The sequence below is a fragment of the Xylanimonas protaetiae genome (assembly GCF_004135385.1).
GTDB classification, from domain to species: Bacteria; Actinomycetota; Actinomycetes; order Actinomycetales; family Cellulomonadaceae; genus Xylanimonas; species Xylanimonas protaetiae.
In genome coordinates, this window is record NZ_CP035493.1 from 1,943,179 (window position 1) to 1,964,247 (window position 21,069).

19 protein-coding genes and 1 pseudogene are annotated in these 21,069 nt (G+C 73.8%); 7 read left to right on the forward strand and 13 right to left on the reverse strand.

Features of this window, described 5'->3' with window-relative positions:
* Positions 1-36: 36 nt before the first annotated feature.
* Both ET471_RS09010 and ET471_RS09015 read right to left on the reverse strand, forming a co-directional pair.
* Positions 37-789: a hypothetical protein gene (locus ET471_RS09010; protein WP_129187665.1), complete on the reverse strand. Its 753-nt coding sequence runs from the start codon at positions 787-789 to the stop codon at positions 37-39.
* 88 nt (positions 790-877) lie between these two features.
* A complete protein-coding gene (locus tag ET471_RS09015; RefSeq protein ID WP_129187666.1) occupies positions 878-2,476 on the reverse strand; it encodes a PspC domain-containing protein in 1,599 nt (532 codons plus the stop codon).
* 213 nt (positions 2,477-2,689) lie between these two features.
* Here ET471_RS09015 and ET471_RS09020 point away from each other — a divergent pair, with 213 nt between their 5' ends.
* Complete coding sequence (locus ET471_RS09020; RefSeq protein ID WP_129187667.1) at positions 2,690-4,261, forward strand: ATP-binding protein; 1,572 nt, start codon at positions 2,690-2,692, stop codon at positions 4,259-4,261.
* A complete protein-coding gene (locus ET471_RS09025; protein WP_129187668.1) occupies positions 4,258-4,935 on the forward strand; it encodes a LuxR C-terminal-related transcriptional regulator in 678 nt (225 codons plus the stop codon). Before ET471_RS09020 ends, ET471_RS09025 begins: the two co-directional genes overlap by 4 nt.
* Before the next feature lie 3 nt (positions 4,936-4,938).
* Here the strand turns inward: ET471_RS09025 and cobA are convergent, their stop codons facing one another.
* The 10 genes from cobA to ET471_RS09075 form a co-directional block, all read right to left on the reverse strand.
* Positions 4,939-5,721 (reverse strand): uroporphyrinogen-III C-methyltransferase, encoded by a 783-nt coding sequence (gene cobA, locus ET471_RS09030; RefSeq protein WP_129187669.1) that lies wholly within the window; start codon positions 5,719-5,721, stop codon positions 4,939-4,941.
* A gap of 133 nt (positions 5,722-5,854) precedes the next feature.
* The gene (locus ET471_RS09035; RefSeq protein WP_129187670.1) at positions 5,855-6,775 is read right to left on the reverse strand and encodes an ABC transporter permease; all 921 of its coding nucleotides are present in this window, start codon (positions 6,773-6,775) and stop codon (positions 5,855-5,857) included.
* Positions 6,765-7,511, reverse strand: coding sequence for an ABC transporter ATP-binding protein (locus ET471_RS09040; RefSeq protein ID WP_129187671.1), 747 nt, complete (start codon positions 7,509-7,511; stop codon positions 6,765-6,767). Before ET471_RS09040 ends, ET471_RS09035 begins: the two co-directional genes overlap by 11 nt.
* 3 nt (positions 7,512-7,514) lie before the next feature.
* Complete coding sequence (locus ET471_RS09045; RefSeq protein WP_129187672.1) at positions 7,515-8,612, reverse strand: ABC transporter substrate-binding protein; 1,098 nt, start codon at positions 8,610-8,612, stop codon at positions 7,515-7,517.
* 53 nt (positions 8,613-8,665) lie between these two features.
* The gene (locus tag ET471_RS09050; RefSeq protein WP_129187673.1) at positions 8,666-9,973 is read right to left on the reverse strand and encodes a sulfate adenylyltransferase subunit 1; all 1,308 of its coding nucleotides are present in this window, start codon (positions 9,971-9,973) and stop codon (positions 8,666-8,668) included.
* Complete coding sequence (gene cysD, locus ET471_RS09055; RefSeq protein WP_129190841.1) at positions 9,973-10,905, reverse strand: sulfate adenylyltransferase subunit CysD; 933 nt, start codon at positions 10,903-10,905, stop codon at positions 9,973-9,975. Before cysD ends, ET471_RS09050 begins: the two co-directional genes overlap by 1 nt.
* 23 nt (positions 10,906-10,928) lie before the next feature.
* On the reverse strand, positions 10,929-11,630 hold the full coding sequence (locus ET471_RS09060; RefSeq protein WP_129190843.1) for a phosphoadenylyl-sulfate reductase: 702 nt from the start codon (positions 11,628-11,630) through the stop codon (positions 10,929-10,931).
* A gap of 245 nt (positions 11,631-11,875) precedes the next feature.
* Positions 11,876-13,594, reverse strand: a complete 1,719-nt coding sequence (locus ET471_RS09065) for a nitrite/sulfite reductase (protein ID WP_129187674.1) — start codon at positions 13,592-13,594, stop codon at positions 11,876-11,878.
* Between the two features lie 83 nt (positions 13,595-13,677).
* Complete coding sequence (locus ET471_RS09070) at positions 13,678-14,829, reverse strand: YeiH family protein (RefSeq protein ID WP_129187675.1); 1,152 nt, start codon at positions 14,827-14,829, stop codon at positions 13,678-13,680.
* Complete coding sequence (locus tag ET471_RS09075; protein ID WP_129187676.1) at positions 14,829-15,014, reverse strand: hypothetical protein; 186 nt, start codon at positions 15,012-15,014, stop codon at positions 14,829-14,831. The genes ET471_RS09070 and ET471_RS09075 overlap by 1 nt, the downstream gene beginning before the upstream one ends.
* Before the next feature lie 289 nt (positions 15,015-15,303).
* On the opposite strand from ET471_RS09075, the gene ET471_RS09080 reads away from it, so the two are divergent.
* On the forward strand, positions 15,304-15,672 hold the full coding sequence (locus tag ET471_RS09080) for a hypothetical protein (RefSeq protein WP_129187677.1): 369 nt from the start codon (positions 15,304-15,306) through the stop codon (positions 15,670-15,672).
* A 36-nt stretch (positions 15,673-15,708) separates the two neighbouring features.
* Complete coding sequence (locus ET471_RS09085; RefSeq protein WP_129187678.1) at positions 15,709-16,188, forward strand: DUF456 family protein; 480 nt, start codon at positions 15,709-15,711, stop codon at positions 16,186-16,188.
* A 5-nt stretch (positions 16,189-16,193) separates the two neighbouring features.
* On the opposite strand, the gene ET471_RS09090 is transcribed toward ET471_RS09085, so the two are convergent.
* Positions 16,194-16,535: a hypothetical protein gene (locus tag ET471_RS09090; RefSeq protein ID WP_129187679.1), complete on the reverse strand. Its 342-nt coding sequence runs from the start codon at positions 16,533-16,535 to the stop codon at positions 16,194-16,196.
* Between the two features lie 100 nt (positions 16,536-16,635).
* Here ET471_RS09090 and pcrA point away from each other — a divergent pair.
* From pcrA to ET471_RS18540, 3 genes and pseudogenes are all read left to right on the forward strand, one after another.
* Positions 16,636-19,238 (forward strand): annotated as a pseudogene (pcrA, locus tag ET471_RS09095) (DNA helicase PcrA).
* Positions 19,235-20,605 (forward strand): YjiH family protein, encoded by a 1,371-nt coding sequence (locus ET471_RS18535; RefSeq protein ID WP_242496218.1) that lies wholly within the window; start codon positions 19,235-19,237, stop codon positions 20,603-20,605. Before pcrA ends, ET471_RS18535 begins: the two are co-directional and overlap by 4 nt.
* The gene (locus ET471_RS18540; RefSeq protein WP_280949936.1) at positions 20,602-21,042 is read left to right on the forward strand and encodes an SDR family NAD(P)-dependent oxidoreductase; all 441 of its coding nucleotides are present in this window, start codon (positions 20,602-20,604) and stop codon (positions 21,040-21,042) included. Before ET471_RS18535 ends, ET471_RS18540 begins: the two co-directional genes overlap by 4 nt.
* Positions 21,043-21,069: the final 27 nt, after the last annotated feature.

Consider the following 21,069-nt stretch of genomic DNA (forward strand, 5'->3'; position numbering starts at 1 on the left):
TGCGGTCGGGGCCCGTCGTCGTGGGAGCGCGAGCGCTCAGGCGTCCGCCGTAGAGCTTTCGCGGTTGCGGCGCCGGGCCGCGCCGACGACGGACGCGACGACCAGCACCGCGCCGGCGGCCGCGAGCAGCCAGATCGTCGCGAGGCCGACGTCGAGCGACGCGCCCGCGGCGACGGAGATCGCGCCGATGCCGATCGCCAGGATGATGAAGCCCCACACGATCGTGCTGGTGCGCGGGGTCGTCTTGACCAGCGGCTTCGGCGGGGCGGTCCAGGTCATCGGCTCGTACCCGGGCGTGACGTACGAGGGTGTTTGGGTGGGGTACGCGGCCGTCTGGTAGCCCCCGGCCGGGTAGCCCGCCGCGCCCTGTCCGGTCGGGCCGTAGCCGGCCGAGCCGTAGCCCGGCGCGGATCCCGTCGAGCCGTACGCCGCGGTGTAGCCGGCCGGCTCGTAGCCCGCGGTCTGCCCGGACGCCTGGGAGGTGGGGGCCTCCGGCGCCTCGTGGCCCACCGGGGCGCCGTACGACGCCGCGGTGTAGGCGGCTGTCGTCGCCGGCTGGTCGAAGACCGACAGCGGCTCGTCGGGGTCGGCGGGCGCCGGCAGCACCTGGGTCTCGTCGGCGGCCGGCCCGGTCTTGAGCACCCGGGTGTCGCCCGCGTCGACCAGCTGCGTGTCGCCCGCGTCGAGCACCTGCGTCTCGTCCGGCTGTCCCGCGACCTCGAGCTGCTGGGTCTCGTCCATCGTCTCGGCGGCGTCCTGGGGACGCTCGTCGTTCTGGTTCTGGCTCATCAGTTCTCCCTGGTGTTCACGGTCTGACGCTGCGCTGCGTTGCGGCGGCTGGCTCGTTCCTCGGCCCTCGCCTCCGCTGCGCTCCGCATCAGCCCTCCTCGACGGTCACGTTGCCGGCACCGGCCGAGACAAGCAGGCGCAGGATCGCGCCGTCGTCGGCGGCCTCGTCGGAGCGGAGGCGGGCGGTGCTGGAGCCGACGCGGCTGAGCGTGCGCTCGTCCGGGTCGACCCTCCAGACCACCTGGCCGGCGAGCAGCCGGACGTCGGCCTCGACGGCGATGTCACGCGGGACGACGACGGTGAGGTCGCCGGCGGTGAGGCGGATCGGCACCTCGACGGGGTCGTCGACGGTCGCGCCCGACAGGTCCAGGCCCGACAGGTCGATCGTCGGGTCGCCGAACTGGGCGCGGAAGCCGCGCTCGGCCTCGGCGACCGACCGGGGCGTCACGGTGCCCTCGCTGACGTCGATGCCGTTCCGCACGCCGACCCAGGCGTCGTCGTCGCTCGTGATCCGCAGGCCGCGGAAGTCGTCGTTCCCCGCCGTGACGCTCCAGGGGAGCGCGACGACGAGGCCGACGATCGCCAGGAACCCGAGCCAGCCGGACGACCGGCCGCGGATGCCGCTGACGACGACGGCGGCACCGACGATCACCAGGGACACCCCGACCCACAGGAGCGCGGCGTCGTAGCTGCCGTCGAACGGGGACGGGAAGCGGAACCCGGTCCGGTCGGCCGCGGCGAGGAGCGCGCCGGCGACCAGCATCAGGCCGAAGACGACGCCGACGGTCCCCGCGCCGGCGCTCTTCGTGACGGGTCGCGAGGCGCGCTCCGCGGCGCGGGCCTCGGCCCGCTGGCGGGCCGCGAACGCCCTCGCCTGGGCTTCCTCGCGGCTGGCCGCGGCACGGGCCCGTGCCGCCTCCGCCCGGGCGTTCGCCGCCGTGACCCTGGCCTGTGCGGCGTTGCCGTGGTGGTACGACGACGTCGACGACGTCGGCTGCGCCGCCTGCGTCGGGGGCACCGCGGCGGCGAACGGGGCGTACGGCGTCGTCGGCGGGACCGGCGAGGTCACGCCCTCAGACGGGGTCGACGACGCGGCGTACCCACCGGCGTCGGCGGCGGAGGCGCTGGACGAGGCAGGAGCCGCGTACGGCGCGCCGCCCGGCTGCGTCGGGTAGGGCGGGTAGCCCGCCGCGCCGCCCCCCGCGGCGCCGCGGTTTCGGCGCCGGTCGCGCAGGTAGCGCACCAGCAGCCAGCCGATGGTCACCCAGACGGCGATCCAGAACAGGGTGACGATCCAGCCCCAGCCGCCCCAGCCACCGTTCCACCAGGTGCCGTCGGCGCGGTTGAGGCCGACGATCAGCGCGACCGCCGCGCCGACGAGCGCCCCGTTGAAGTCGCCGCGGAACGCCTGCTGGAGGTGGATGCGGCCGTCGCGCTGCTCCGGGAGCAGCGCCCAGCCGATCGCATAGGCGACCAGGCCGATGCCCGTGAGGAAGAAGCTGAGGAAGAGCAGGCCGCGCACCAGCAGCGGGTCCCAGCCGAGCCGTGCGGCGAGGCCGCCGGCCACGCCGCCGACCCAGCGGTCCTCGGTGCGGTACAGGCCGGTGCGACGGATGGAGTCGAAGAAGCGGTCCTGGCCGGATCCACGGTTCGGGTCGTAGGGCGGGGTGCCGGGCGGCGGGGGCACCGACGACGCCGGGGGCGTCTGGCCGGCGCCGGGCTCCGGCTGCGGGGGTACGGGTTGGTGCTCATGGCATCGATCCTGCCGGTGACGCCGCCCCCGGCTCTATTGGGTGAACCCCTGAACCGACCCTGGAACCACCCCTCGGGAGGGTTCGCGGAACCCTGAAACTGCGCCCCGGGGGCCGTTCCGGGCGCTCGGGCGTGCCACGATCAGGGCGTGAGCCGAGCGACCGCACCCCGCACGCGCCTGCCGCTGCGCCGCCCCGAGGCGGACCGGTGGGTCGGTGGCGTGTGCGCCGGCCTGGCCGCCCACCTCGGCCTGCCGGTCGGCGCGGTGCGCCTGGTCATGGCGCTGCTCGCCCTGACCGGCTCCGGTGTCGCCGTCTACGTCTTCTGGTGGATCACCATCCCCACGGGCGACCCGCGCGCCGCCGCCGAGGCGGCCGAGCCCGCCGCCCTGTCGCGCCTCGCACCGCGGCTGCGGATCGAGAAGGTCGCCGCGCGCTTCCAGCTCCGCGACATCGTCATCGGCGCCGTCCTGCTCGCCGCGGCCGTGTTCCTCGTCGCGGTGCGTTCCGGCTGGGAGTGGCGTCAGTCGTGGTTGCTGCCCGCGCTGCTCTCGCTCGGGGGCCTCGCGCTCGCGTGGTCGCAGCTCGACGCCGTCCAGCGCGGCGTCGAGGCGGGGGAGCGACGCCGGTGGACCACGTGGGCGCGCCCCGCGGGCGGCCTGGTGCTCGTCGTCGCGGGCGCGCTGCTGCTCGTGGGGCAGGACACCCGGGGCTGGGCGGTCGTCCAGGCCGCCTCCGCCGCGCTCGCGGTGCTCGTCGGGTTCGCGCTCGTGCTCGCCCCGTGGTGGCTGCGCCTGGTGCGCGAGCTCGGCGACGAGCGCGCCGCCCGCGCCCGCGAGGCCGAGCGCGCCGACATCGCCGCCCACCTGCACGACTCCGTCCTCCAGACCCTCGCCCTCATCCGGTCCCGCGCCCACGACGCCGACAGCGTCGCGCGCATGGCCCGCGCCCAGGAGCGCGAGCTGCGCGAGTGGCTCTACTCGGAGCGCCGCGAGGCCGGGACCTCGCTGGCGGCCGAGCTGCGCGAGCTCGTCGCCCAGGTCGAGGACGGCCGCGTCGGCAAGCCCGCCGCGGACTCCCGGGGCCCCCGCGGCACCGCGGAGCACGGCGGCGACGTCGCATGGGACGGGGGCAGCGTCCCCGCCGTCGCGATCGACGTCGTCGTCGTCGGGGACTGCGTGCCCACCGAGGCCACCACCGCGCTGCTCCAGGCGACGCGCGAGGCGCTCGTCAACGCCGTCGCGCACGGGAGGCCGCCCGTGACGGTCTACCTCGAGGTGAGCGACCAGGCTGCGGAGGTGTTCGTCCGCGACCGCGGCGACGGGTTCGTCATGGCCGACATCGCGACCGACCGCTTCGGGGTGCGCGAGTCGATCCTCGGGCGCGTCCGGCGCCGCGGCGGCACCGCCGAGGTCACGAGCCGCGCCGGCTGGGGCACCGAGGTCAGGCTGCGCATGCCGCGCGTCGCCCTGCCGTCGGTCGACAGCCCGGCCCGCATGGGCACGGTCGACAGCACGGCCGGCGCGGGCACGGTCGCGGCGCCGTCCCCGGGGACCGCGCCTGACGAGACCGCGCCCGACGAGACCGCGCGACCCGGTGATGATGGAGTGGTCCCGACACGCTTCACGACCGAGGGGCGCCGCGACGGCAGCCCCCTGACCGGCGCGCGCGGCGATGATGGGACCGACGCCGTGCCCGACACCCTAGGAGACCGCCCGTGACGACCCCCTCCGCCGAGGTCAGCCTGCCCGTGCCCGTCGTCCTCGTCGACGACCACGACATGTTCCGGGCCGGCGTCCGCGCCTCCCTCGACGAGCGCGTCACCGTCGTCGGGGAGGCGGCGACGGTCGATGAGGCCGTCGCCGTCGTGCACGAGATGCGCCCGCCCGTCGTGCTGCTCGACGTCCACCTGCCCGGCGGCACCGGAGGCGGTGGCGCCGAGGTGGTCCGGCTGTGCTCGGACCTGCTCGGCGAGACGAAGTTCCTCGCGCTGTCGGTGTCGGACGCCGCCGAGGACGTCGTCGCGGTCATCCGCTCGGGAGCCCGCGGGTACGTCACCAAGAACATCTCGGCGCGCGAGCTCTCGGGCGCCGTCGTGCAGGTCGCCGGCGGGGACGCCGTGTTCTCGCCGCGCCTGGCCGGGTTCGTGCTCGACGCGTTCGGCACCGCGGCCGGTGAGGTCTCCGTGGCCGACGACGAGCTCGACCGCCTCTCGCGCCGCGAGCAGGAGGTCATGCGCCTCATCGCGCGCGGCTACTCCTACCGCGAGGTGGCGAGCGAGCTGTTCATCTCGATCAAGACCGTCGAGACCCACGTGAGCGCGGTGCTGCGCAAGCTCCAGCTCTCGAGCCGCTACGAGCTCACGCGCTGGGCCGCGGCCCGCCACATCCTCTGAGGATCACGCCGGCTGCGGGGTCGCCCACAGCCGGGTGCCGCCCGCGACCTCGCCGACCCAGTCGGGCGCCAGCGTGACGACGTCGCCGACGACGACGACCGCCGGGTTGCGCACTCCCGCCTCGGCCGCGACCTGCGCGACCGTGCCCAGCGTGGCGATCGTGGTGCGCTGCCGCGGCCCGTAGCCGTCCTCGACGATCGCGACGGGCGTGTCCTCGGAGCGGCCGCCTGCGACGAGCGCCCACGCCGTGTGGGACAGGCCGGCGATCGCCATGAGCAGCACGACGGTGTGCTCCGGGCCGCCCGGTACCCCGCCCAGCAGGCCGGAGACGTCGTCGTGCCCGGAGATGACGGTGAACGCGCGCGCGACGCCGCGGTGCGTCAGCGGGATGCCCGCCGCGGCCGGCACGGAGACGGCGCTCGTGACGCCCGGGACCACCTCGACGGGGATGCCCGCCGCGACGCACGCCGCGACCTCCTCGCCGCCGCGGCCCAGCACGTACGGGTCGCCGCCCTTGAGCCGCACGACCTTGCGCCCGGCGAGCGCCTGCTCGACGAGGATCTCGTTGATCTCGGCCTGGCGGACCGGGTGGTGACCGGGCTGCTTGCCGACGTCGATCACGGGCGTCTGCCCGGACAGGACGCGGGGCAGGGTGTCGAGCAGGGCGCGCGGCCCGAGGCGGTCGACGACGATGACGTCGGCGTCCTCGAGCAGGCGCAGGCCCTTGACCGTGATGAGGTCGGGGTCACCCGGGCCGCCGCCGACGAGCCACACCTTGCCTGTCATCGAGACCTCCCCGGTCCGGTGGTTGCGGGCGTCGTCCCAGCATCGGCCGGGCACGTTTCGGCGATGTGACGCGCACGGGTCGGTCGGGTCACGACCCGTCCGCTCGCGAGGTGCCGGGTCGCGAGGCGTCCGGTCACGAGGCGTCCGGGCGCAGGCCGCGGCGGCGCAGCACGGCGCGCTCGACCGGTGCGAACACGAGCAGCTCGACGGCGATGCCGACGGCGAGGATGAGCAGGATCGCGGTGAAGACGAGCGCCATGTCGGCGAGCTGGCGGCCCTGGTCGAGGAACTGCCCCAGGCCGAAGCCGATGGAGCCGCCGACGGCGATGATCTCGGCCGCCATGAGGGAGCGCCACGAGAACGCCCAGCCCTGCTTGAGCCCGGCCAGGTAGCCGGGCAGCGCGGCGGGCAGCACGATCTCGGTGACCATGCTCCACCGGTTCGCGCCCAGCACGCGGCCCACGGAGCGCAGCAGCGGCGGCACCTGGTCGACGCCCGCGACGATGCCGTTGATGATCGACGGCACCGCGCCCATGAGCACGACGAAGTAGACGGTGCCGTTGGAGAGGCCGAACCAGATGATGGCGGCGGGCACCCAGGCGACCGACGGGAGCACCTGGAGGCCCGTGATGATCGGGCCGAACGCGACGCGCACCCACCGCACGCGGGCCACCACGATGCCGAGCGGCGTGCCGATGGCGACGGCCGCGAGGAACCCGAGCACGCCGCGCGACAGCGACGTACCGAGGGCCTCCCACAGCGTGCCGTCCTGGGCCGCGCGGCTGATCGCCGTACCGACCTCGCGGGGGCCGGGCAGGTTCCAGATGGGCTGGACACCGGACCAGACCACGACCTGCCAGACGACGAGGACGACGGCGACGGCGAGCAGCGGGGGCCAGGCGCGCCGCAGCGCCCCGGAGAGCGCGGCAGCAGCCCCGCTCCGGCCGCGGTCGGGCGTCTGGAGCGCATCGAGGCCGGCCTCCACGTCGGCGATCTTGTCCTTGTCCTCCGTCGAGAGCCCGGAGGTGAACCAGGTGGGGACGTCAGTGGGCATGGCGGCTGATCTCCTCGCGCAGGCGGGCGGTGATCTCGCCCGTGAGCCGGACGGGGTCCTGGTCTCCGACGTTCCACTCGTGCACCACGCGGCCCGGGCGCGAGGAGAGCAGCAGCACGCGCTGGCCGAGGCGCACGGCCTCGCGCACGTTGTGGGTGACGAACACGACGGTGCGCTGCGTGGTGCGCCAGATGCGCTCGAGCTCGTCGTGCAGCAGGTCGCGCGTGATGGCGTCGAGCGCGGCGAATGGCTCGTCCATGAGCAGGACGTCGCGGTCCTGGGCGAGCGCCCGGGCCAGGGCGACGCGCTGGCGCATGCCGCCGGACAGCTCGTGGGCGCGCTTGTCGGCGGCGCCGTCGAGCCGCACGAGGTGCAGCAGCTCGGCGGCGCGCTCGGTGCGCTCCGCACGCGGCACGCCGCGCAGCTTGAGCGCCAGCTCGACGTTCTTCGCGGCGGTGAGCCACGGCAGCAGCGCGGGCTCCTGGAACATCAGGGCCGCGGGACCGGCCACCACGTCCCCCGCCGTCGCCGGCTCGAGCCCGGCGAGGATGCTCAGGAGCGTCGACTTGCCGCACCCGGACGCGCCGATGAGGCACACGAGCTCGCCCGGGGCGATCGACAGGTCGACGCCGTCGAGCACGGGCGGGCCGCCGGCGAACCGCTTGCCGACGCCGGTGAGGCGCACGGCGACGTCGTCCGTCAGGGAGCCCGTGTCGACGAGGGACGTGGTGGTCATGTGCTACTCCTCGCCCAGCCCGGAGGCCGAGACCTTCTCCTGGCCGTCCGCGGCCAGGACCTTGTTGAGCAGGCGCAGGTCGTAGATGCCATGGAGGTCGGCGTCCTGCGTGGTGCCGGCCTTCACTCCGTGGTCGAGCTGCGTCTGGAGCGTGCTGGCGATCGGGTCGGCCGTGAACTCGATGTTCTGGAACGCCGAGTCCAGGATGTCCTGCGACAGCGGCTTGCCCGCTGCCTTGGCGATCTCGTCGTTGACGAGCTTCGCGCTGCCCGCCGGGTCGTCCTGGAGGGCCTTGATCGCCGCGACCTCGCCGCGCAGCACGGCCTCGACGGTCTCGGGGTGGTCGGTCAGGAAGTCGGACCGCACGATGACGTTCGTCGTGACGAACCGGCCGTCCGGCCACAGGTCCTTCTCGTCGACCAGCACGTGCGCGCCCGCCTCGAGCACCAGGCGCGAGGCCCACGGCTCGGGCAGCCAGCCGCCGTCGAGCTCGCCGTTCTGGAACAGCTGGAGCGTCTGGGCGTTCTCCGTGGGCGTCACCGCGACGTCGCCGCCGCCCTGCAGGTCGCTCGTGTAGCCCTGGTCGGCGAGCCAGACGCGCAGCGCGACGTCCTGCGTGCCGCCGAGCTGCGGCGAGGCGATCTTCGTGCCCTGCAGGTCCTCCGGCGTGTCGATGCCGTCGCGCACGACGAGCGACGCGCCGCCGGAGGCAGCGCCGGCGACGATCTTCAGGCCCTTGCCCTGCGACTTCACGAAGCCGTTGATCGCGGGGCTCGGCCCGATGAACGCGATGTCGATCGCGCCGGCGTTGAGCGCCTCGAGCTCGGCGGGGCCCGCGTTGAAGACCTCCGTCTTCAGCGCCGTGGAGCCCAGCTCCTTGGCGAAGTACCCGCCGGCCGCGCCCACGAGGGCGGGCGCGTGCGTGACGTTCGCGAAGTAGCCGACGTGCACCTCGGTCGCGGCGCCCTCGTCCTTCGACGCCCCGCCCGTCGCGGACGACGGCCCGGCGCACGCCGCCATGCCCAGGACCAGCCCCATGCCCAGAGCTGTGCACGCGGCCCTCCCGACCAGGGCGGCGGGGATGCGGGTCTTCGTCGTCATCGTGGTTCTCCTTCGGGGGATGGGTCCGGTCGCCATGGTCGGCGCCGGGGGACTCAGGCTCCGTCGACCATGCCGGCGGCGAGGGTGGCGCCGTCGTCGGGGTCGATGAGCAGGAACGCGCCGGTGCGGCGCGCCCTCGCGTAGGGCTCGACGGGCACGGGCGCCGCGAGGCGCAGCGTGACCCGGCCGAGGTCGTTGAGGGTCAGCGACTCGGCCGCGAGCAGCTCGGCGGCGTCGAGCGTGTCGAGGTCGAGGCGGCCCGCGATCTCGCGGACCTGCGCCTTGACGGTGCGGGTGCCGTGCTTGAGCAGCACGGTCGTGCGCGGGTGCAGCGGCCTGTCGCCGAGCCAGGCGAGCGTCGCGACGACGTCCTGCGTCGGGACGGGCGCGTCGGCGGCGGCCGCGAGGAGGTCGCCGCGCGCGACGTCGATGTCGTCCGCGAGGCGGATCGTCACCGACTGCGGCGCGAACGCCTCGGGCAGCGTGTCGAGGCCTGCGGCGAGCGAGTCGGCGGTGTCGATGCCGGCGACCGTCGTGCGGCGGCCCCCGGGCAGGACCACGACCTCGTCGCCGGGGCGCACGACGCCCGCGGCGACCTGGCCGGCGTAGCCGCGGTAGTCGCGGAAGCGGTCCTCGCCGGACTGCGGGCGCACGACGTGCTGCACGGCCAGGCGGAAGGGCGCGGCGTCGTCGGACGTGTCGCTGCTCGGCAGCTGTTCGAGCAGCTCGAGCAGGCTCGGGCCGCCGTACCAGGGCGTGTTGTCCGAGCGGTCGACGACGTTGTCGCCCAGCAGCGCCGAGACGGGGACGGCGTGCACGTGGGCGACCCCGAGGGTCGTGGCGGCGGTGCGCAGGTCGGCGGCGATCGAGTCGAACCGGTCCTGCGACCAGTCGACGAGGTCCACCTTGTTGACGGCGACGACCACGTGCGGCACGCGCAGCAGCGCGGCCACGGCCAGGTGGCGGCGCGTCTGCTCGAGCAGGCCCTTGCGCGCGTCCACGAGCAGCACGACGACGTCGGCCGTCGAGGCGCCCGTGACCGTGTTGCGCGTGTACTGCACGTGGCCGGGGCAGTCGGCGAGCACGAACGAGCGGTTCGCCGTGGCGAAGTAGCGGTACGCGACGTCGATTGTGATGCCCTGCTCGCGCTCGGCGCGCAGGCCGTCGGTGAGCAGAGCGAGGTCGGTGCCCTCGTGACCGCGGTCCCGTGAGACGCGCTCGACGGCGTCGAGCTGGTCGCTCAGCACGGACTTCGAGTCGAAGAGCAGGCGGCCCACGAGCGTGGACTTGCCGTCGTCGACCGACCCGGCGGTGGCGATGCGCAGCAGGGTCGTGGTGGTGTCCAGGGTGGCGGTGGCCATCAGAAGTACCCCTCCTTCTTGCGGTCCTCCATGGCGGCTTCCGACATGCGGTCGTCGGCGCGCGTGGCTCCGCGCTCGGTGATGCGGGTGGCGGCGATCTCGGCGACGACGTCGTCGACCGTCAGGGCGATCGACTCGACGGCGCCGGTGCAGGACATGTCGCCGACGGTGCGGTAGCGGACCTTCTCGGAGCGGACCGACGCGCGCTCGGCGGCGGTGCGCGGCTGCGCGTACGGCCCGACGGCCAGCAGCATGCCGTCGCGGTCGAAGACGTCGCGCTCGTGCGTGTAGTACAGGCTGGGCAGCTCGATGTTCTCGCGGGCGATGTACCGCCAGACGTCGAGCTCGGTCCAGTTGGACAGCGGGAACACGCGCACGTGCTCGCCTGGGCGGTGCCGGCCGTTGTACAGGTTCCACAGCTCGGGGCGCTGGTTGCGCGGGTCCCACTGCCCGAACTCGTCGCGCAGCGAGAAGATGCGCTCCTTCGCGCGGGCCTTCTCCTCGTCACGACGGCCTCCGCCGAACACGGCGGTGTACTTGCCGGCCTCGATGGCGTCGAGCAGCGGCCGGGTCTGCAGCGGGTTGCGGGTGCCGTCGGCGCGCTCGCGCAGGCGGCCGTCGTCGATGTAGTCCTGCACCTTCGCGACCTCGAGGCGCAGGCGCAGGCGGTCCGCGGTGCGGTCGCGGAACGCGAGCACCTCGGGGAAGTTGTGGCCCGTGTCGACGTGCAGCAGCGGGAACGGCACCGGTGCCGGGGCGAACGCCTTGACCGCCAGGTGGAGCATGACGATCGAGTCCTTGCCGCCGCTGAACAGGAGCACGGGGCGCTCGAGCTCCGCGACGACCTCGCGGATGACGTGGATCGCCTCGCTCTCGAGGGCGTCGAGGAGGGAGAGGCTGGTGGTGGCGGTCGCTCGCGTTGCGGGGAACATCGTGCCTTCCAGGGTTGACGCGGTCACGTGTGCAGCCCGCACTCGGTCTTGTCGAAGCCGGACCAGCGGCCCGCACGGGGGTCCTCGCCCGGGGCGACGCGGCGGGTGCAGGGGCCGCAGCCGATCGACGGGTAGCCGTCGTCGAGCAGCGGGTTGAGCAGCACGCCGTTCCGGGCTGCGTAGCCGTACAGGTCGTCGCTCGACCAGGCGGCGAGCGGGTTGACCTTGATGAGGCCGTTCTTCTCGTCGAACGTGACCAGCGGGGTGCTCGCGCGGGTCGGCGCCTCGTCGCGGCGCACGCCCGTGAACCACACCTCGTACCCGGCGAGGGTCCGGGTGAGCGGCTCGACCTTGCGCATCGCGCAGCAGGCCGCGGGGTCGCGGGCCCACAGGTCCTTGCCGTGCTCGGCGTCCTGCTCCGCCACGGTGAGGCGAGGGAGCACGTCGACGACGGTGACGTCCATGGTCGCTGCGACGGCGTCGCGCGTGCCCACGGTCTCGGAGAAGTGGTAGCCGGTGTCGAGGAACAGGACGTCGACGAACGGCAGCGCCTGCGCGACGACGTGGGGGAGGACGGCGTCCGCCATCGAGCAGGCGACGGCGGCCAGGTCGCCGCCGAGCTCGCGGACGACCCAGGCGACGACCTGCTCGGCCGTGGCCTCGTCCGCCGCCCCGATGCCGGAGCCGCCGAGCTCCGTCGCGCCGCGCACGGCGATCGCACGCAGCTCGGCCTCGGACCGCTTGACGCGCGCGCGGGCGGCACGTCCCTCGGCGTGGGCAGCGCGAGCCGCCTCGCGCGCGAGGAACCGCTCACGCGGGCCGAGGGCGCCGGTCGTGCCCGTCGCGGCGAGCAGCGAGGACGCGGAGTCGCCCACCTCCGCCGTCACCGTGCCTGGTGCCGGTGACGGCTGCGGCTCCGCTGCGGGCGGATGCTCGTTCCTCGCCTCCACCCTCCGCTGCACCTCCGCCGTCACCGGAGCGCCTCCTCGTCCGCGCGGTGCGCCCACCGGGCGAACGTCTCGCCCGGCTCGCGGTCGGCCGCGAAGCGGCGGACCACCTTCTCGACGTAGTCGGCCAGGCCGTCCGCCGTGACCTTGAGGCCGCGCACCGTGCGGCCCAGGCCGGGCTCCTCGCGGTCCGCCGACGTCAGGCCCCCGCCCAGGTGCACCTGGAAGCCGGGCACCTGCTCGCCGTCGTCGGACAGGACGAGCTGGCCCTTGAAGCCGATGTCCGCCGTCTGGATGCGGGCGCACGAGTTGGGGCAGCCGTTGACGTTGATCTCGAGCTTCGTGTCGAGCGACGCGAGGACGTCGCCCGCACGCTCCTCGAGCGTGGCGATCGCGGCGGCCGCGGTGTCCTTCGTGTCGACGATCGCGAGCTTGCAGAACTCGATGCCCGTGCAAGCGATCGTGGAGCGGCGCACGAGGCTCGGGCGGGCGGTGAGGCCGAGCGGCTCGAGGCCCGCGACGAGCTCGTCCACGCGGTCGGCCGGCACGCCGAGGACGACGACCTTCTGGTGCACCGTGAGGCGGGCCGACTCGGCGCCGACCTGCTCGATGAGGTCGGCGAGCCCCGTCAGCGTGTTGCCGCCCACGCGCCCGACGACGGGCGCCGCGCCCACGTAGAAGCGGCCGTCCTTCTGCTCGTGCACGCCCACGTGGTCGCTCGGGCGGGTCGGCGCGGCCGGCGCGGGGCCGTCGGGGAGGGCGTAGCCGAGGTACTCGTCCTGGAGCACCTGGCGGAACCTCTCGGTGCCCCAGTCGGCCAGGAGGAACTTCAGGCGGGCCTTGTTGCGCAGCCGTCGGTAGCCGTAGTCGCGGAAGATGCGGATGACGCCGTGCCAGACGTCGGCGGCCTGCTCCTGCGTGACGAACACGCCGAGGCGCTCGCCGAGACGCGGCGTCGTCGACAGGGCGCCACCCACCCACAGGTCGTAGCCGGGGCCGAGGTCGGGGTGGACCACGCCCACGAGCGAGATGTCGTTGATCTCGTGCACGACGTCGAGGCTCGGGTGGCCCGTGATGGCCGTCTTGAACTTGCGCGGCAGGTTGGCCAGCTCCGGGTCGCCGATGTAGCGGCGCTTGATCTCCAGGATCGCGGGCGTCGGGTCGATGATCTCGTCCGCGGCGATGCCGGCCACGGGCGAGCCGAGGAACCCGCGCGGGGAGTCGCCGCACGCCGTCGTCGTCTCGAGGCCCACGGTGTCCAGGCGACGCCAGATCTCCGGGACGTCCTCGACGGAGATCCAGTGGTACTGGATGTTCTGCCGGTCCGTGATGTCCGCGGTGCCGCGGGCGAAGTCGGTCGAGATGCCACCCAGCACGCGCAGCGCCGCGGGGCTCAGCGCCTGGCCGTCGGAGCGGACGCGGAGCATGAAGTAGCGGTCCTCGAGCTCGTGCGGCTCGAGCGTGGCGGTGCGGCCGCCGTCGATCCCCGGCTTGCGCTGCGTGTACAGGCCCCACCAGCGGAACCGGCCGTGCAGGTCGTCGTCCGGGATGGAGTCGAAGCCGTGCTTCGCGTAGACGTCCTCGATGCGCTCGCGGACGCCGAGGGGCGCCGACTCCTGCTTGAAGACCTCGTTGGCGTTGAGCGGCTCGGTGCCGTCGACCTTCCACTGGCCGTTGGGCCGGCCCGCGCGCGGCGGGCGGACGGCAGCCCGTGCGGGGGGCGGGCTCGCGGTGGTGGACATGCAGGTCCCCTCTCGGGTGGCGGGTGGAGCGGTGTCGTGGCGTCCCGGGCCGGGCCCCTGCGCGGAGGGGCCCGCCCCTGGGGTCACAACGTCACGTGGGCGAAGAGCAGGCTCGCGAGGGCGAGTCCTGCGACGAGGTTGAACACCGCCGCCGAGCCGAAGACGACGAGCGGGCGCCAGCCCGCCTCGCGCACGCCGGACAGCCGGAACTCGAGGCCGATCGACACGAACGCGATGATGAAGAAGACCGTGCTGAGCGCCTTGATGACCGCCAGGTCGGGCGCCGCGGCGTCCGCCCCGACGTTGCCGACGTACACGGTCGCGATGGCGGAGGCGAGGATGAAGCCGAGGACAAACTTCGGGAACCGCGTCCACAGCTCCGACGCCTTGGGGGCCGCGGCGCCCTCCGTGCGCTCCACCTTGAAGGCGAAGTACGCGGTGAGCAGGAACGCGACGACGCCGATGAGCACGTTCTGCGAGGCCTTGACGATCGCGGCGATCTTCAGCACGTCGTCCCCCGCGATCGCGGCGGAGGCCGTCACCGCCGCCGTGGTGTCGATGTTCCCGCCGATCCAGGCGCCGGCCACGGCCGGGGTCAGGTTCAGCACGTCGGCGAGCCACGGCAGCACGAAGATCGACGGCAGGGCGAACAGGATCACGAGGCTCGCGGCGTAGGCGAGCTGCTCGCGCTTGGCCTGCACGGCGCCTGCCGCGGAGATCGCCGCGCTCACGCCGCAGATGGACACGGCCGACGAGAGCAGCGCGCGCAGCTTGGCGTCGACGCCGAGGCGCCCACCCAGCCACCACGTGAAGCCGAACACGAGCGTGATGAGCAGGACGGCCTGGAGGATGCCGGGGCCGCCCGCCTTGGTGATGGTGGCGAAGTTGATCGTGGCGCCGAGCAGCACCAGCCCGAGCTTGATGAACAGCTCGGTGCGGAACGCGGCCGCGAGGCGGTCCCGGACGCCCGCGAGCGAGAGCACCAGGTTGCCGAGCAGGCCCAGCGCGATGGCGTAGACGGGGTACTCGATCGCCCCGGCGACGCCCTCCAGGGCGGTGCCCTCGAACCAGACCGGGACGTCGGCGGAGAGCTCGCGGGCTGCCCAGGCGAGGGCGAGCAGGACCACGAGGCCGACGACGGTGTAGAGCGGGCCGAGCCGGGAGCCGGTCTGGACGACCGAGTCCTCGAGCGAGGCGGGACGGGGCGCGTTCTTCGCGGTGGCGGACGTGCTCATCAGGCCACCAGCCCCTCGGGCAGCAGGGACAGGAGGCCGAGCGCGACGAGCGCGAGGCCGACGACCGTCGCGGCCCAGTCCTCGTTGAGGTGGATGCGGCGGGCGGTGGCGACGGTGGCCTCGGGGGTGGCGGGCTGCGCGGCGACGTCGGGTGCGACGTCCTCGGGCCGAGCGGGTGCAGACATGTCGGTGGTACCTCTTCCGGGCGATGGGGCTCGATCAGCGGGGCGGGCGGCGGCCGCTCCGCTCCCCAGGACCGGGGTGCGCGCAGGCAGGCGCCGCCCTAGAGACACATCTCCGGGGTGGGGCGGCGGAAGCACATGCGTGGCATGGGACAAAGATTGCGGTCTGATCTATGGATAGGCAAGACGGTCGCTATGAATGTTCGAATGCTGGACACCCGTCCCGTTCACCGGTCACCGTCGCGGACCGCCGTCTCGCCTCGGGACGACGGTGCCCCGGTACCCTGCGACGGTGGACTTCCTCTACAACGTCTTCGTCGTCCTGCACTTCGTCGGCTGGGCCATCGTGCTCGGCGGCTACCTCGCGTCCCTGCGCACGCCCGGCCTGTACCGGGGCGTGTTCCACGGCGCGGCGACGGCCGTCGTCGCCGGCGTCGTGATGATGGGCCTCATCGAGTCCGGCACGGCCGGGCCCGAGGGGATCGACCGGACCAAGCTGGGCGTCAAGCTCGGCGTGGCGCTCGTCATCGCCGTGCTCGCGTTCCTCGCCCGCCGGCAGGGCCGCAAGGCCGACAACGGCACCGGCGCGGTGACCCCCGGCCTCAAGCACGCCATCGGCGCGCTCGTGCTGGTCAACATCGTCGTCGCCGTCTTCTGGTGATCCGGTGCGTGCGGCGGTGACGACGGCGGGGCGTCGGTGAGCGTCACCGGCGAGCTGCTCGTCGGGCTGGCGATCCTCGTCGGCCTGGCCGGCACCGTCGTCCAGGTGCTGCCCGGGAACGTCCTGGTGCTCGGCGCCGTCGGCGTGTGGGCGTGGCAGACCGGCGGCGGCGCGTGGTGGGTCTTCACCGCGGCCGCCGTCGTCGTCGCGCTCGCCGAGCTCGGGCAGTGGCTGCTCGCCGGGCGGCACCTGCGCAAGGCCGACGTGCCGTTCACGACGATGGCCTGGGCTGGCGTGGCCGGCGTCGTCGGGTTCTTCGTCGTCCCCGTGGTGGGCCTGTTCCTCTTCTTCGCCCTCGCCGTCTACCTGCTCGAGCTGCGCCGGCGGCGCTCGCGGGCGGCGGCCTGGACCGCCACCAAGGCGGCCCTCCAGGCGACCGGCATCACGATCCTCGTCCAGCTCGCCGGCGGCCTGCTCGCGACCGCGATCTGGATCGTCGGGCTGTTCCTCACGTAGTCAGTTCAGCGCAGCGCGCTCAGGACGCGCGACACCGCGAAGCCCGCCACGAACGTCAGCGGGATGGACACCCCGAGCACCGCGACGACGTTCGGCACGAACCGCACGGACCCGCCCCGGGTGACGAGCGCACCGACCGGCACCGAGACCGACCAGCCGCCGCCCCCGCTGCCCTGCTGGTGCTCGGGGTCCGCCGCCGACGGGCCGGCCGACCCGCCCCCGAAGCCGTAGACCGCGAGCGCGACCGGGACCGCCTCGGCCCCGTCGATCACGACCTTGTCGCCGTAGGAGATCGTGGCGCCGGCCCGCGTGGCGACCGACGCGAGCTCCAGGATGATCTCAGCCATCCTTCGACGGTAGCCGCGTCGCGCGATCCTCGCCGTCGGCGGGCACCCCCGGGGGCGCGCGGCCCTCTTCGTCGGTGGGCCCGCCTAGGCTGGGCCTGCGATGACTTCTCTCTTCGATCACCTGCCCCTGCCCGGGTTCGGCGCCGCCGTCTCCGACGACACGGCGCGCCTGCCCTCGACCGCCCCCCGCTGGGACGCGTGGGAGGACGGCGCGGCCGCCGGCGCCCCCTCCTGGGTGCGCGACGCCGCCACCGCCGTCGGGCCCCGGCCCGACGACGACGAGGAGCCGCAGCGGCGGGGCCCCTACGCCCACCTGGACCCCGAGGCGCTGCTCGAGGGGCTCAACCCGCAGCAGCGCGCCGCCGTCGAGCACCACGGGACGCCGCTGCTCATCGTGGCCGGCGCCGGGTCGGGCAAGACGCGTGTGCTGACGCACCGCATCGCCTACCTGCTGGCCACCGGGCGGGCGCGCGCGGGCGAGATCCTGGCGATCACGTTCACCAACAAGGCCGCGGCCGAGATGCGCGAGCGCGTCGAGCACCTGGTCGGGCCCGCGGCGTCGCGCATGTGGGTGTCGACGTTCCACTCGGCGTGCGTGCGCATCCTGCGCCGCGAGTACAAGGTGCTGGGGCTGCGGTCGAGCTTCTCGATCTACGACGCCGCCGACAGCCAGCGGCTCGTCACGCTCGTGACGCGCGAGCTCAACCTGGACCCGAAGAAGTACCCGGCCCGGGGCCTGAGCAACCGGATCAGCGACCTCAAGAACGAGCTCGTCACCCCCGAGGACTACGCCGACCAGGGCGACAAGGATCCCGTCCTCTCCGACGTCTACACCCGCTACCAGGCCCGCCTCCAGCAGGCCAGCGCGCTCGACTTCGACGACATCATCATGACGACGGTGCAGCTGCTCCAGGCGTTCCCGAACGTCGCCGAGCACTACCGGCGCCGGTTCCGGCACGTGCTCGTCGACGAGTACCAGGACACCAACCACGCGCAGTACGTGCTGGTCAAGGAGCTCGTGGGCGCCGCGACGGGGGAGGCGGGCGCGGGCGTCGCGACCGGCGGGGGTCGGACCTCGAGCCCGGCGAGCTCACCGTCGTCGGCGACGCCGACCAGTCCATCTACGCGTTCCGCGGTGCGACGATCCGCAACATCCAGGAGTTCGAGCAGGACTACACCGACGCGACCACGATCCTGCTGGAGCAGAACTACCGCTCCACGCAGAACATCCTCACCGCGGCCAACGCCGTCATCAGCCGCAACGCCGACCGCAAGCCCAAGCGGCTGTGGACCGCGGCCGGGGCGGGCGCGCAGATCGTCGGGTACGTCGCCGACGACGAGCACCAGGAGGCCCGCTTCGTCGCCGAGGAGATCGACCGCCTCGGCGACTCCGACGGCGTGCGCCCGGGCGACGTCGCGATCTTCTACCGGACCAACGCCCAGTCGCGCTCGCTGGAGGAGGTGCTCGTCCGCGTCGGCCTGCCGTACAAGGTCGTCGGCGGCACGCGGTTCTACGAGCGCCGCGAGGTCAAGGACGCCATCGCCTACCTGCGCGCCCTGGCCAACCCCGACGACGACGTCAACCTGCGCCGCGTGCTCAACGTGCCCAAGCGCGGTCTCGGGGACAAGGCCGAGGCGCTGCTCGCGGCGTTCGCGGAGCGCGAGCGGATCTCGTTCGGGGCCGCCGTCGAGCGGGCCGAGGACGTGCCCGGCATGTCGACGCGCACGCTCAACCCGCTGCGGGTCTTCCGTGACCTCGTGCGCGACCTGCGCGCGATGGTCGAGGCGGGCGACCCGCCCGCGTCGGTCCTCGGGGCCGTGCTCGACAAGACCGGCTACCTCGCCGAGCTGCGGGCCTCCGACGACCCGCAGGACGCCTCGCGCGTCGAGAACCTGGCCGAGCTGCACGCCGTCGCGACGGAGTTCAGCGAGACCGACCCCGAGGGGTCGCTCGACGACTTCCTGGAGCGGGTCTCGCTCGTGGCGGACTCCGACCAGATCCCGGCCGAGGACGTCGCGGACGGCGACGAACCGAAGGTCGACCAGGGCGTCGTCACCCTGATGACGCTCCACACGGCCAAGGGCCTGGAGTTCCCCGTCGTGTTCCTCACCGGCATGGAGGACGGCACGTTCCCGCACATGCGGTCGCTGCACGACGACACCGAGCTCGCCGAGGAGCGCCGGCTCGCGTACGTGGGCATCACGCGGGCGCGCGAGCGGCTCTACGTCTCGCGCGCGGGCATGCGGTCGGCGTGGGGCATGGCGAACGAGATGCCGCCGTCGCGGTTCCTGGGCGACGTGCCCGAGGACCTGTGGGACTGGCGGCGCAAGGAGTCCTCGACGCAGTACCTGCGCGGGGGCGGCTCGGCATGGGGGTCGCGCGGGTCGGGCGGCCGCGCATCGTCCACCTGGGGCGAGCGGTCGTCGTCGGGCACCACGGGCGGCTACGGGCCGGGCCGCATCGGGCGGCCCAAGAGCGCCGCGAGCGAGAGCACGGGCGCGAGGTTCGGCAGCGCCACCCCGCGCAAGGAGGCGGACATCCCGGCGCTCGCCGTGGGGGACCGCGTGACGCACGACGCCTACGGGCTCGGCAAGGTCGTGGCGGTGGAGGGTGCCGGCCCGAACGCCGTGGCCAAGATCGACTTCGGCTCTGACGGCACGAAGCGGCTGCTGCTGCGGTACTCGCCGGTCACGAAGCTGTGAGCACCACCGAGGTGACCGGCAGGGCCGTCGCGCGGTTCGTCGTCTTCTCCGCGCTCGGCCTGTTCCTCTTCCTCGCCCCGATCCCGACGGGCGACGGGACGTTCAACATCCCGCTCGGCATCGCCATCGGCTGGTTCGAGTCCACCGTGCTGCGGCACGGCGAGGTCGACGTCGCCGTGCTGCTGCTGCTCGCGGTGACCACCGTGTCGGCGCTCGGGGCGGTCGTCCTCGCGCTCGCGCGGCCCACGTTCCGCGAGGGGTCCGTGCTCGCGCACGCGTTCAGGACCGGTCCGGTGTACGTCGTCTCGCGGGTCTTCGCGGCCGTGTTCGCGTGGATGATCTTCACCGGCGTCGGGCCGGAGGTCATCGTCTCCCCGGACACCGGCGGTGTGATGCAGGGGGTTGCCGCGCACCTCATCGCCGTGTTCGTGTTCCTCGGGTTCGCCATCCCGATCCTCACGGACTTCGGCGTCATGGAGTTCGCCGGCGCGCTCGTCGCGCGCACCGTGCGGCGCCTGTTCACGCTGCCGGGGCGGTCCTCGGTGGACCTCATGGCGTCGTGGTTCGGCTCGTCGGTCGCGTCCGTCATCCTCACGCGCGGCCAGCACGAGAAGGGGTACTACACGGGGCGCGAGGCCGCCGTGATCTGCACGAACTTCGCCTTCGTGTCCCTGCCGTTCTCGTTCGTCGTCGCCGGCTTCATCGGCATCGAGGACGACTTCCTGCCCTGGTACCTCATCATCTGCGTCGTCTGCGTCCTGCTCGCGCTGGTCACGCCACGGATCTGGCCGCTGCGCGGCCTGCCCGACACGTTCGTGGACGGCTCGCCCGCGGACGCCTCGCGCACCCAGGCCGAGGAGGCCGTCCCCGACGGCGTCCCGGCGGCCCGCTGGGGGCTGCGGCTCGCCACGGAGCGCGCGTCGCGGACGCGCCTGCGCGACGTCGCCGTGACGGGACTGCGCACCTGGGTCGACATCTACGCCGACCTCATCCCGCTCATCCTCGCGTGGGGCACCATCGCCGTCGCGATCTTCGAGTTCACGCCGGTCTTCCAGTGGCTCTCGACGCCGATGGGCTGGTACCTGGGCCTCTTCGGCATCGGCGACGCGATGACGTACGCGCCCGCGACGCTCATCGGGTTCGCCGACATGTTCCTGCCCTCGTTGCTGCTCGGCGACGCCGAGCGCACCACGCAGCTCGTCCTCGGCGCCCTGTCGATCGTGCAGATCGTCTACATGACCGAGACGGGCGTGACCATCCTCAAGTCGAGGATGCCGCTGAACCTCGGCAAGCTCTTCGCGGTCTTCCTGATCCGCACGCTCGTCGCCATCCCGGTGCTGGCCGGGCTCGTCTGGCTGGTCTTCTGACCGCCGTCTGGCAGCTCAACGTCCGCTCGACCTTCTTCCTCTCGCAGCACTTCGCCCGGATCGCGCGGGACGGAGGGACGGGCGGCGCGATCGTCAACATCGCCTCGCAGGCGGGGCTCGTCGCCCTGCCCGGCGAGGCCTCGTACTGCACGGCCAAGGCCGCCGTCGTCCACCTGACGAGGTGCCTCGCCGTCGAGTGGGGCGAGCTCGGCATCCGCGTCAACGCCGTCGCGCCGACGTTCGTCGAGACCGACGGCACCGCGCGCGTGCTCGGCGACCCGGAGCGTCGCGCCGACGTCGAGGAGCGCGTCGCCGCGCTGCACCGCGTCGGGCGGCCGGAGGAGGTCGCGTCGGCGGTGGTGTACCTGGCGTCGCCGGCGTCGTCGCTCGTGACGGGCGTGACGCTGCCGGTGGACGGCGGGTGGACGGCGCGCTGACGGACCCGGTCGCGGCGCTGCCCCGAC

Coding starts and splice junctions, on each gene's coding strand:
- ET471_RS09010 (WP_129187665.1), bottom strand. CDS start 789: ATGAGCCAGAACCAGAACGACGAGCGTCCCCAGGACGCCGCCGAGACG.
- cobA (WP_129187669.1), bottom strand. CDS start 5,721: ATGACAGGCAAGGTGTGGCTCGTCGGCGGCGGCCCGGGTGACCCCGAC.
- ET471_RS09035 (WP_129187670.1), bottom strand. CDS start 6,775: ATGCCCACTGACGTCCCCACCTGGTTCACCTCCGGGCTCTCGACGGAG.
- ET471_RS09040 (WP_129187671.1), bottom strand. CDS start 7,511: ATGACCACCACGTCCCTCGTCGACACGGGCTCCCTGACGGACGACGTC.
- ET471_RS09045 (WP_129187672.1), bottom strand. CDS start 8,612: ATGACGACGAAGACCCGCATCCCCGCCGCCCTGGTCGGGAGGGCCGCG.
- ET471_RS09050 (WP_129187673.1), bottom strand. CDS start 9,973: ATGGCCACCGCCACCCTGGACACCACCACGACCCTGCTGCGCATCGCC.
- cysD (WP_129190841.1), bottom strand. CDS start 10,905: ATGTTCCCCGCAACGCGAGCGACCGCCACCACCAGCCTCTCCCTCCTC.
- ET471_RS09065 (WP_129187674.1), bottom strand. CDS start 13,594: ATGTCCACCACCGCGAGCCCGCCCCCCGCACGGGCTGCCGTCCGCCCG.
- ET471_RS09070 (WP_129187675.1), bottom strand. CDS start 14,829: ATGAGCACGTCCGCCACCGCGAAGAACGCGCCCCGTCCCGCCTCGCTC.
- ET471_RS09075 (WP_129187676.1), bottom strand. CDS start 15,014: ATGTCTGCACCCGCTCGGCCCGAGGACGTCGCACCCGACGTCGCCGCG.
- ET471_RS09090 (WP_129187679.1), bottom strand. CDS start 16,535: ATGGCTGAGATCATCCTGGAGCTCGCGTCGGTCGCCACGCGGGCCGGC.